11 protein-coding genes and 1 pseudogene are annotated in these 10,400 nt (G+C 68.7%); 7 read left to right on the plus strand and 5 right to left on the minus strand.

The annotated features are described in order from the left end of the window. Positions 1-242 (minus strand): annotated as a pseudogene (locus ACIQMV_RS17070) (DNA-directed RNA polymerase subunit alpha); the annotation flags it as partial. A 218-nt stretch (positions 243-460) separates the two neighbouring features. Here ACIQMV_RS17070 and ACIQMV_RS17075 point away from each other — a divergent pair. After that, positions 461-682 (plus strand): hypothetical protein, encoded by a 222-nt coding sequence (locus ACIQMV_RS17075; protein ID WP_141359753.1) that lies wholly within the window; start codon positions 461-463, stop codon positions 680-682. Between the two features lie 405 nt (positions 683-1,087). Here the strand turns inward: ACIQMV_RS17075 and ACIQMV_RS17080 are convergent, their stop codons facing one another. Continuing rightward, the gene (locus tag ACIQMV_RS17080) at positions 1,088-2,392 is read right to left on the minus strand and encodes a hypothetical protein (RefSeq protein WP_402593549.1); all 1,305 of its coding nucleotides are present in this window, start codon (positions 2,390-2,392) and stop codon (positions 1,088-1,090) included. Positions 2,393-3,068: 676 nt separating this feature from the next. Between ACIQMV_RS17080 and ACIQMV_RS17085 the strand changes: the two genes are divergently transcribed. Then, on the plus strand, positions 3,069-4,385 hold the full coding sequence (locus tag ACIQMV_RS17085) for a hypothetical protein (protein WP_402593550.1): 1,317 nt from the start codon (positions 3,069-3,071) through the stop codon (positions 4,383-4,385). Positions 4,386-4,473: 88 nt separating this feature from the next. On the opposite strand, the gene ACIQMV_RS17090 is transcribed toward ACIQMV_RS17085, so the two are convergent. Next, a complete protein-coding gene (locus tag ACIQMV_RS17090; RefSeq protein ID WP_141359755.1) occupies positions 4,474-4,731 on the minus strand; it encodes a hypothetical protein in 258 nt (85 codons plus the stop codon). Positions 4,732-4,943: 212 nt separating this feature from the next. Here ACIQMV_RS17090 and ACIQMV_RS17095 point away from each other — a divergent pair, with 212 nt between their 5' ends. The 3 genes from ACIQMV_RS17095 to ACIQMV_RS17105 all read left to right on the plus strand — a co-directional run bounded on the left by ACIQMV_RS17095 (position 4,944) and on the right by ACIQMV_RS17105 (position 7,450). Next, entirely contained in the window at positions 4,944-5,636 is a 693-nt protein-coding gene (locus ACIQMV_RS17095; protein WP_402593552.1) for a hypothetical protein, read from the plus strand. After that, entirely contained in the window at positions 5,633-7,111 is a 1,479-nt protein-coding gene (locus ACIQMV_RS17100) for a hypothetical protein (RefSeq protein WP_141359757.1), read from the plus strand. The genes ACIQMV_RS17095 and ACIQMV_RS17100 overlap by 4 nt, the downstream gene beginning before the upstream one ends. Positions 7,112-7,228: 117 nt before the next feature. Further along, the gene (locus ACIQMV_RS17105) at positions 7,229-7,450 is read left to right on the plus strand and encodes a hypothetical protein (protein ID WP_141359758.1); all 222 of its coding nucleotides are present in this window, start codon (positions 7,229-7,231) and stop codon (positions 7,448-7,450) included. A 158-nt stretch (positions 7,451-7,608) separates the two neighbouring features. Here ACIQMV_RS17105 and ACIQMV_RS17110 read toward each other — a convergent pair whose 3' ends face one another. Both ACIQMV_RS17110 and ACIQMV_RS17115 read right to left on the minus strand, forming a co-directional pair. Next, on the minus strand, positions 7,609-7,977 hold the full coding sequence (locus tag ACIQMV_RS17110) for a YrdB family protein (RefSeq protein WP_402593554.1): 369 nt from the start codon (positions 7,975-7,977) through the stop codon (positions 7,609-7,611). Beyond that, positions 7,974-8,585, minus strand: a complete 612-nt coding sequence (locus ACIQMV_RS17115; RefSeq protein ID WP_225076536.1) for a peroxiredoxin-like family protein — start codon at positions 8,583-8,585, stop codon at positions 7,974-7,976. Before ACIQMV_RS17115 ends, ACIQMV_RS17110 begins: the two co-directional genes overlap by 4 nt. A 78-nt stretch (positions 8,586-8,663) precedes the next feature. On the opposite strand from ACIQMV_RS17115, the gene ACIQMV_RS17120 reads away from it, so the two are divergent. Then, positions 8,664-9,287: a TetR/AcrR family transcriptional regulator gene (locus tag ACIQMV_RS17120; protein WP_402593556.1), complete on the plus strand. Its 624-nt coding sequence runs from the start codon at positions 8,664-8,666 to the stop codon at positions 9,285-9,287. 238 nt (positions 9,288-9,525) lie between these two features. Continuing rightward, positions 9,526-10,395 (plus strand): hypothetical protein, encoded by an 870-nt coding sequence (locus tag ACIQMV_RS17125; protein WP_402593557.1) that lies wholly within the window; start codon positions 9,526-9,528, stop codon positions 10,393-10,395. Positions 10,396-10,400 lie beyond the last annotated feature (5 nt).

Consider the following 10,400-nt stretch of genomic DNA (forward strand, 5'->3'; position numbering starts at 1 on the left):
TTGATGTTGAGGATCAGGTCGGTGACGTCCTCCTTGACGCCCGGCACGGTGGTGAACTCGTGCAGGACGCCGTCGACGCGGATGCTGGTGACAGCGGAGCCGGGGATCGACGACAGGAGGGTGCGGCGGAGAGAGTTGCCGAGGGTGTAGCCGAAGCCCGGCTCCAGCGGCTCGATCACGAACCGGGAGCGGAACTCGTCGACGACCTCTTCGGTCAGTGACGGACGCTGAGCGATCAGCACGAGGTATTGCCTCCAGTGTGTGGCGCCCGCTATGTGACGCCGTAGACACCACGAAGAGTACGGGCGGTTCGGCCTCGGAGGAGGCCGAACCGCCCGGCCCCACCCGTCTGCCGACCGGTCGGCGGGCTCAGCTCTTGCTGGAGTGGAGCCCAGCGATCAGCTACTCCCGCCCCTGAGAGTCAGCCACCAGCGCGGTTCTTAGGCGCATACTGGGGACGATGACAAAGCCTGCTGCACCGAAGCGTCATTTGCCCACCAGCCCCTTCAAGCCCCCGGCCACGCCCGATCCCAAGCACTTCGCCGTGGGCGACCAGGTCACACACGACATGTACGGCCTCGGCCGCGTGATCGGCATCGAGGATGGGATCGCGGCGCTCGTGGATTTCGGCTCGGCCCAAATGCGAATCTTGAGCCCGTACGCCAAGATGACCAAGCTGTAGGACCGCTGTGCCCGGTCACGGCACGCCAGGCCCCTTCGGGGGCCTGCAACGAAAGCGAGACCTCTCATCGATCTGACGTCGCTGTTCTCCGCCCTGGAAGGGCAACCCCGCCGTGCCACTCCGGCATCGCCGCCCCCGGCGACAAACCCCTTCCAAGCCCCGGACTTCGGGGAAGACGAGACCTTCCTGCTCGAGGAGGTACAGGAGCCCGCCTGGGACACGCGTGCCGCACAGCCCAAGGCGGCTTAGCTCCCACGAGTGCCGTGGCGTGACCGGGGCTTCGAGTGCATCGCCGCTGTCACCGACCGGGCACTCCAGTGGTACGGCCCGGAAGCCGGCGCGCGGGCTCGGTTCCGAGTGCGGAGGCCCTGTGGAGTGCTCCACAGGGCCTCCGCACTCCACCGGTCAGACGTTGTCTGCGGCCTTGCGGCGGCGTACGGCGAAAACCGCTCCGGCGCCGAGTGCGACGGTGACGGCGCTCGCGAGAGCGAGCGGGGCCATCGCCGAGGACGTACCGGTCGCGGCGAGGCTGCCGTCGGCGTCGGTATCGGTGGCCGTCACCCGCACCGCCTGCTGGGACGCGCCGCCCTGCGCCGAGGGGCCGGCATCCGTGCCGGGCTTCGCAGCGTCCGGCCGCTTGTCATCGTCCTCGCCGGGCCGGCCGGGCTCGGCTTCGTCGGCCGGGCCGGTCTTGCTGCCCGCGGGCAGCAGTTCGAAGTCGTAGCGCTTCATCGGGCCCAGGACGCAGGGGTTGTACGCGTCGGAGGCGTCACCGGCCAGCAGAGCGAAGGCGTCGGCGGCCTGGGCCGCGGAGTCGACCTTCATCCGCAGCTTCACGTCGCTCTGCTCGCCCGGCTTCATGGTGTCGATGTGCGCGATGTACTCGGGATCGTCGCCGTTGAGGGCCTGCCAGCCCGCGCCGTTGGACCATTCCACCTCCACGTGACTCTTCTCACCTCGCGGTTCGCCGGCCACATGGAAGAACACCAGGGGGTCCACTGTCAGCGTGCGCTCGGTTCCGTTGGTCACGCGCAGGGTGAAATCGACGCTGGTCCCGGCGACGACCTTGGACGGCAGTCCCACCGCGAGCGAAGTCAGCCCGTCCTCACGGACGCACTCCTTGGCGGTGGCGAGTGCTTCTTCGGCGGCCTTCTTGACCTCGAGGGCCTTCTTGGGAGCGTCCTGGACCAGGCTGTACTCCCGGACGGCCGCCACCCTGGCGTCGTCCAGCGCGGTGTGGGCCTCCTTGGCCGCGGCGTCGGCCTCCTGCTTGGCCTCGACCGCCTTCGCCAGATCTCCCTTGGCGGCTTCGAGGGCTTGCTGTGCCTCGGCCTTCTCGGTCTCGCTCAGGGCCGCTTCCAGCTTGGCCTCGGCGTCCGCGACGGCCTTCTCAGCCGCTTCCTTGGCGCCGGCCGCCTCCTTGGCCGCCTTGTCCGTGGCGATCGTGGCCGCCTTGAGCGGGTGCGTGTCGGAGTCCAGGGAGTCCAGGGCGGCCTTGACCTTCTTCTGCCCTTCCTCCTTGGCGATGACGGCTTCCTCGTAGGCCTTCTGCGCGTCGGTGGCGGCCTTTACCAGTTCCGCGTACGTCGGCCGGCTCTGCGTCTGTGCCGCGGATGTCCCGGCGGCGAGAGCCGGAGTGGCGGCGAAGAGCACGACGTGCGTGGATGCCGCGACGGCGACGGCCACGGCGAGGGAGCGGCAAAATTTCACGGACGGCCTTTCTTGGTCGGAGACAAAGGAGAAACGGCCACCGAAAAGCACACGCGGGGCAGCCTGGATACCGGCGAGTGTATAGGCCACGTAAAGAGCGAGTGGTGTTTTTCTCGCACCACGCTCCCCCATGAGGAAAATCGCCGCGGATGAAAGGGGCGAACGAGGATGGTTGCTCAGGACGCCTGCATTTCTCTGTGACTTAGATCACTGCCATGCGGGCGGTGCCCGAGGCGTCTGGCGCTGCGTCCGGGCTGTCGGACCGGCCCGCTCCGCCTCCGGCCGGAGTATGCGGGCGCTGACGGGCCATGGCAGCCATCCACGTCTACGGGCGGATCCGCACGAGTACGGATTTCGACGCCGCATCCTGGTGATTTCTCGCCGACGCCGCCCATGAGGCGGAGAACAAGCGTGCCGTGGCGCACGGGAATGGATTTCTCCCAGGAATTTCAACGGCTGCTGCTCGGAGGACTCAGGAGTGCGGCTTTTCCTGTCCTTCCCGGCGGCACGGGCGGCTGTACGGGCTCCGCGCGCTCGCCGACTGGCCTCCCTTCCCACGCCCTTGCGCAGCACAACCTTTGACATGACCGGGCCGTCCTACAGCGGAAACGATCACTCTGTGGACGTCCTCAGGGTCGTCGCCACGGGATGGTCTCCGTACAACCTGGGAGTTGTCATGAGAACCGTCACCAGCCGCAGGAGGCGGCTCGGGGCGTACGCGCTCTTCGCGACGGCGGCGCTGAGCGCCACCGTGCTCGGCGCCACGCCGGCCTCCGCCGCGAGCGACATGCTGTGGGTCCAGTCCCCGGAGGCGGTGACGCTGTCCGTCACACCGGGCTCGTACCAAGAGCTCTCGTTCGGCCTGTCCCACGACAACGGCAACTACCGCGTCATCAATGGCGTCCTCACCCTCGACCTGTCGGAACTGGCGGGCGTGGCCGAGGTCTCGGTGCCGGACAACTGCTTCCTGTCCGAGTCCGGCACCACCGCCGTGTGCGACATCTGGGAGGTCGGCGACATCGGCGGCACCTACGACGGTCCCCAGGTCACCCTGGGGCTCCGGACCGTGGAGGGTGCCCCGGCCGGCGGGGAGCTGAGCATCGGCCACCGTGCGCAGGCGGAGACCAACGGCCCGGGCGGTGTGCTGCGCACCGGCTGGGGCAGCACACCGGTCAAGGTCGAGTCCGTACCGTCGCCGGACCTGAGCCTGACCGAGCCGGCGCCGGTGGGCCCGGTCGCCCCCGGAACCTCTCTGCCCGTACCCGTCACGGTCACCAACAAGGGCGACGCGGCCGCGGAGGGGTTCCGACTCCGGGTGTGGAACTCCTACGGCCTGGAACTCGCCACCAACTACCCGGGCTGCGCCTGGACCCCGCCTGTCCTGGACACCGACGACGTGCCAGGCGGCCTGCTGGACTGCACGTTCGACACCGTCGTGGAGCCCGGCGCCACCGTCACCCTGCCGGAGCCGCTGCGGCTCACCGTGGCGTCCCACGCCCTGTTCGAGCGACTCGATGTCAGCATCGAGCCGCTCGAGGGCACGCAGGACCAGAACCCCGAGGACAACTTCACCAGCACGCCGATCACCGCGGAGAACACGGCCGACTTCGCCGTCCGGGGTGACAGCGTCACCGGCGCGGCCGGAGAGAAGGTCACTGCCACGATCGGGTTCCGCAACCTCGGTCCCGCCTGGTTCGCCAACATCGGCAGCGGTGACCCGGTGGGCACGGTCACCCTGGCGGTGCCCGCGGGCACCACGGTCGTCTCGGCTCCGGAGAACTGCCGGGCGGAGGGATCCGGCACGTACCGGTGCGAACTCCGGCACTGGGCCACCCCCGAGGACCGGATCCAGTTCCCCTTCGAACTGCGCATCGACCGGGTGATCCCGAACGCCACCGGCGCCGTCACGCTCCACACCTCCGCGCGGCAGGCCCAACACGACCCCCAGCCGGACAACGCCTACGCCGAACTGGTGGTCAACGCCACCAAGTGACCTTCCCCGCGGCCCGAACCGGCCCCCGGTCCGCACAGTGGCCGGCCCCGAGCAGGTACTCGGGGCCGGCCGCACCGGATCTGTGACGTCAGCGACGAGGTGGCCTGGTGCGCCATGTGGCGAACAGCCCCACACCGACGCTGGTAACCGCGGTGAAGGCAGCGGGCCCGGCCACCATGAAGACCAGGGCGGCGAGCGTGGTCAGGGCGAGCAGCGCAATGAGATCCAGCACGCGCTCGCCCGGGACAGAGGTCTCGGTCGATTCGTTGGCCTGAGACCGCCGCTGAGAAGAGGACGGAGAGACGGTGCCGGGGTTCGCTTCTTTATCAGTCATGTCATCCAGCACACCTTGCTCCGCCGGGTGACTCCGAGCCTGCCGAACGATCACGAAGAAGACAGATCAGTGCACGTCTTCGACCGAACGCCGAAGGTGTTCGGCTGAGTTCGGCGGCGTTCCGCAGGTGTTCGGTGAACTTCGGGACAGCCCCAGCCGAGGCCGCTACGCTTCCGTTCCCCGTAGATGATCGGAAGTTGCCAAACGACCGAGAGGGAAGCCGCGTGACCGACTTAGTGCCGCATGAGACCTTCCAGCAAGCACTGTCGGACTTCGCGAAAGAACTGGTCCGGCTTCGCATCTCTCGTGGTGGCCCCTCCCTCCGGGAGATCTCCCGCCTCACGGGGGAGCATGGCCGGAACCTCGCGGCCTCTACGCTCAGCGAGATCTTCAATGGTGTTCGACTGCCGGAACTGGACTCCCTGATGTCCCTCGTGCGGGCCCTGCTCGCCTTCGACACACACGGCACAGGCCACGTGGGCAGGAATGATCCACGGCTGGAGGAATGGCGTACTCACTGGAAGCGGTTGAAGGTACTGCAGACAGAGTCCGGAGGCGTCTCGGAGCCAAGCCCCGCAGAGCAGGAACCGATCGCGGGCATCGACGAGTTCAGCGCTCCTTCGCCCGCCGTGCTCCTCAACATGCTCGAATCTCAGCTCGGCAAGGCGCTGTCGGAAGACGAACACAGGCTACTGAACGCGTTGGCCTTCCCCACCGCAAGCCCGCCGGTTGGTCAGGTCGACCTGAGCCGGATTGCCGAGACCGCCGTCGCCTGTTTCCCCGAGTCGTCGGCGGGGCACATCACCTCCGTCCTGCGCTCGCTGATAGCGCGCAACTTCCTGTTGACCGGTCGGGACAGCAACTACGCGATATCTGATGCCGCGCTGCGCGCGTTGGCCCGAAGGAGGATGCCTTGACCCGACGTTCCTTCAGCATCTCCCAAGTCTCCGAGTCCGCTGGTGAGGGTGTGCTGGACATCCCCAGCCTTTCGGTCCTGCGTTACAAGGATCCCGAAACCCTGCTCGCTGAATTCGAGTCGCTCTGGGGAGTCCGGGCCAGTGTGGTGGCAGTACCGGTCCTCGAACCCGACGGTCTGCTTTTCGACGTCAAAGGACTACGAGGCGTCCCGATGTCGAACTACTCCGTTCCGTCCTCGCGACTCAAAAGTTTCGCGGATGTAGTAGGGGTATTTCTGGCGGCCGGGCTCGACGTCACCCTGACCTTGTATCCAGGGCACGGTTTCATTCCAGGCGACGGGATCCATACGCGCGACATCGCCGGCGGCAGCGCCAACCGAGTATGCATTGCCAACCCGCGTACGAGCGAGGTCTACGGTGCCATCCTGGGCACTGGCATCGACATCGCCCAAGAAGTCGCGTCAGCGACGAAGGGGGGCGGCAGGCTCAAGGGCATCGCCTTGGACGTGACGGAGCTATGGGGAACGAGCGGGCAGGTCGGCAGGGTCGAGAAGACGTGCTTTTGCACGGCCTGCACCCGGCACTTCGACAAGAACGCTCCCGACCTCCTCAAGCACTACAGGACGTTCCCCAACCCCTGGAGCCTCCTGCTTCGCTCCAGCAGCAGCACCGGGATGACCTTCGTCTCCGATGTGCCCCCAACTGCGAGTGCGGAGGAGATCGTCGGTCTCGCGCGCCAGAGGAAGTTCGATGAGCAATTCCCCGATCACGATTACGCAGATCTGCTCCGGATGGCGGAACTCCTGCTCCGCTACATGCGAGTTCGACACTCACTGACCGTCGCATCGATCGGTGCGCTGTTCGACTACGCCTGCGAAGGCCTGGAAGCACAGCTCACACGCGTTCTCATGATGGAGGGTGAACTCTACAGCTGGACTTCGGGGCTGTGGCTGGAGGAACTGGACACAGCGATCGCCAACGGCGAAGAGGCCGGCTTTGACGAGCTCTGGCTCGACTCAGGTACTTCCTATGTGCCGCAGCACATCCCCTACCGCTCCTACATGTGGTCCCGCAGCCGCTACTTCATCAGCCAGTTCTTCCAGTTGACCGGTGCGCTCTGCGATCCCCGTTCTCGCATCCACACCGCCCTGCGGTACAAGACGGTCGAAGAATGCCGACAAATGGTCGTCGAGCGCTGGCAGTTGGTACACGGCTCCGCTCTCAACGCCCAGGCGGCCCTTTTGACGCTGCCCACCCCTCCTGATGCGACGCCCGACATGCGGCGAGGCTTCGTCGGCGTTGGCCTTCAGCAGGAGTACGGCAAGTGGTTCAGTGATCAGTTGGCCATCCCGCCAACCAGCTCGGAGAGGAGAAACGCCATGCCTGCCCCGGCGGGTCCTGGCCTGCCTGTCCCGGCGGGACGGGATCTGGCCCAGTTTCTCGAGCTTCTGCAGGCAATGCACGACGACGAGTAAAACGCCGAAGGGTGGTCAGACCTTCGCCATCGCGGCCTTCTTCGGCCGGCGGGGGACGGTCTCACCGCTCCTGGCAGTCGCCCATGACCAGGTGATGGCAGATCTTAAGATCAGCCCATGACGAGCTCTCCGGAGTACTGGACCGTGCGCCACTTCTCTCAGGCCAACCCCGCCGGGCCGGGGTGTGACAGCGTCCCGGCGCTCCTGCGCAGGCTGGCCGATTCCATCGAGGCGCTGGGCCCTGTCGAGATTCAGGACGTCGTCATCGAATCGGAGATGACCGAGCACGGCCCGTGGCGCTCGGGGACCGTCTACTTCCACCTGCCCGGGGACAGCTAGTGCTGTGACCGGAACCCCGCCGTCTCGGGGGCGCGCCCATGATGGGTGCGCCCTCTGCCTCTTGGGTTCCTGCGGCAGTCGCCGCCAGAGCACGACGATCACAGCGGGCGATGCCGGCCGCGAAGTCCGACCCACCGCAGTGGGGCGCGGACGGCGGGTCAGAATCCGCGGTGCGCCAAGGCGTTCCGGTCCAGGGTGGCGAGGACGGTGTTGACCGCGACCACGACGGCGAAGACGGCGGCCCACCGGTCCCGGCCGACGGCGTACAGGGCGGCCACCGCGGTGCCGAACACCAGCGCCTTCACGGTCAGAACGCCCAGCACCGGAAGCGCCACCCGGGCCTTCGGGGCGGCGAACAGGCCCCACACGACGGCCGCCGCCGCGGGAGCGGCGACGGCGAGGAGGAGACGCGCGGCCGTGTGGTCCGCGCTCTGCCACCCCCACCAGACGAGGGCGGCCAGGGCCAGCACCTCCAGGAGAAACGCCAGCCCTTCATTGATCACGTGCAACGAGCCGGGAAGCGTCACCGGGAGTCGTCCTCCGTCACCTTCGTCACCTTCATCGCCTTCGTCACGTGCATGGCCGCCAGTTCCAGCAGTTCGTCGACCGACCACTGGTCGTAGACGTGCTCACCGTACTTGGCGGCGAGGACCCGGCCGTCGGGTGCGATGAGGAAGTCGGCGGGCAGACCGAGCCGGCCGCCGTGCGGGCTGGTGGACGGCAGGTGCTCCCGCCCGCGCACGACCTCCCGCAGGCCGCTCAGGACCGCCCGGAGGATCGGCCACCAGGCGCGCGGGTGGAGCAGGGCGCGGGGCGAGCGTTCCACGCCGAACTCCGTGTAGAGCCGCCTGGCCGGGTCGGCGACGACGGCGAACGGCAGATCGGTGGTGTGGGGCAGCAGTTCGTCGGCGGGCGAGTGGAAGACCACGACCTCGCGGACACCGGCGGCCTCGATCTCCCCGTGCCGCCGCACCACCGAGCGCAGGTGCAGGTTGCAGACCGGACAGCCGGCGAACCGCCGGAACTGGAGGTGGATCAGCCGGCCGGGATCGGGAACGGCGACCTGGTCGCCGGAGACGGCGGTGAGACGCCGGTCCCGGACGGTGGAACCGGGCCTCACTGGGTTACGGGACATGCGCACGACGGGCTCCCCTCCGTAAGCGTACGGCATACGCTTACCAGCGTAGGCGTATGCCGTACGCTGTCAACCGCCATGCCACGCCCACGTTCACTCACGCAGGACCAGCCGGCCGCGGCCGCCCTCGCCGTCATCGACCGGGACGGGCTCACCGGACTGTCGATGCGCGCCGTCGCCAAGGAACTCGGCATGAGCACGATGGGGCTCTACCGGTACGTGGACGACCGCGAGGAACTGGAACGACTCGTCGTCGAGCTCGTCCTCGCCCGTGTGGACGTCGAGCCGCCGGACCCCGCCATGCCGGGGCGCGAGCGGATCGAGGTCATGGTGCGGCGGCTGCGCGACGCCGTGGCCGACCACCCGGCGATCGTCCCGCTCGCCATCTCCCACCGGCACCACTCCCGCGGAGTGCTGCGCTGGTCGGAGGCCGTGCTCACCGTCCTCACCGAGGCGGGCGTCGCGGGCGAGCGGCGGGTCGTCGCCCTGCGCGGACTGCTCAGTTACGTCATCGGGGCCATCCAGCTCGAACATCTCGGGGCGCTGTCCGGTCCGGGCACCGTGGCCATCACCGAGCTGCCGCCCGCCGAGTTCCCGCACATGGCGCAGACCGCCCGGGACGCCCGGAACGTCGGCGCCGACCAGGAGTTCCTGGGAGGACTCGCCCTGCTCCTCCACGGCCTCGACGGCCTCGGCGCCTGACAGCGGCCTGACGGCGGCCTGAAGGCGCCGGCGCACCGGTGCGGCACGGACCGTCCGCGCCGACGGCGACCGAGCCGTGCCTGCCCCTGAGAACGCCATGCCCGTCCCGGTTGGGCCGGTCGGCGGAGGCCGGGTGTGACGGGATAGGGCCTTCATACGCTGAGGCAGTCGGAATGAGCAGCGAGGGCGTCGGATCCGTAGAGCGAACGAGTAGCAACCGCATGGGATGGACACGGGTATGGGCGACCGACACAGCGACGGTGGGGATGTGGACCGCCGGCACGCCGGCACGGGCGACCGCCGGCCCGGCGGCGACAGCGACATCCGCGCCACCGAGCTGGAACCCGTCCTCCGCCGTGCCCTGTGCGCCGAGGCCCTCGACGCGTCGGCCGAGCAGCGGGCCGTGGCCGCCTTCCGGGCCGCCCGGGAGGTAGGCGCCCACCAGCAGGCACGGACGCGGAGGCGGGACGACTGGCGACCGTGGCGCGTCCCGGGGCGGCGTGCGGTGCGGGCCGCCATCGCCGTGTTCATCGCCGGCCTGACGTTCAGCGGCGTGGCGATCGCGGGGATCGGCTCTCCGAAATCCGACGGGAAGACGGAGGACGACGGTCGCGCACGGCGTCATCCGTCGCCCACCGCTCCCCAGGCTCCGTCGCCCGACCGGTCGCCCGCACCGGCGCCCGCCGACGCCGCACCGTCCGGGCCCTCCTCCCCCACGCCCGTTCCCTCCGTGACCCGGGACCGCCCGCCGACGGCCAAGGACGTCCAGGCCCACTGCCGCGCGTACGCGTCGGTGAAGGGCAGCGGCAAGGCGCTGGAGTCGACGGCCTGGAAGCGGTTCGTCGAGGCCGCCGGAGGCGAGGACAACGTCGACGCCTACTGCGCCGACCAGTTGGCGCAGAGCGAGACCGGCAGCCCGGGCAAGGGGAACGGCTCGAACAACGGGAACGGCTCCGGGAGCGGGAACGACCCGGGCAAGGAGAACGGACAGCCGAACGGCAACTCGGCCGTCGAGAAGAACGCGAAGAACGAGAAGAACGGACAGACCAGTCCACCGGGCCACGCTCCCCAGGCCGGCGCGGCGAAGGACGGGCAATCCGGCACGTGATCACG

This window comes from Streptomyces sp. NPDC091412 (genome assembly GCF_044756885.1).
Lineage (GTDB): Bacteria > Actinomycetota > Actinomycetes > Streptomycetales > Streptomycetaceae > Streptomyces.

Excerpts from the sequence above, each read along its gene's own strand:
- ACIQMV_RS17075 (WP_141359753.1), top strand. The coding sequence starts at position 461 with ATGACAAAGCCTGCTGCACCGAAGCGTCATTTGCCCACCAGCCCCTTC.
- ACIQMV_RS17085 (WP_402593550.1), top strand. The coding sequence starts at position 3,069 with ATGAGAACCGTCACCAGCCGCAGGAGGCGGCTCGGGGCGTACGCGCTC.
- ACIQMV_RS17105 (WP_141359758.1), top strand. The coding sequence starts at position 7,229 with ATGACGAGCTCTCCGGAGTACTGGACCGTGCGCCACTTCTCTCAGGCC.
- ACIQMV_RS17115 (WP_225076536.1), bottom strand. The coding sequence starts at position 8,585 with ATGTCCCGTAACCCAGTGAGGCCCGGTTCCACCGTCCGGGACCGGCGT.
- ACIQMV_RS17120 (WP_402593556.1), top strand. The coding sequence starts at position 8,664 with ATGCCACGCCCACGTTCACTCACGCAGGACCAGCCGGCCGCGGCCGCC.
- ACIQMV_RS17125 (WP_402593557.1), top strand. The coding sequence starts at position 9,526 with ATGGGCGACCGACACAGCGACGGTGGGGATGTGGACCGCCGGCACGCC.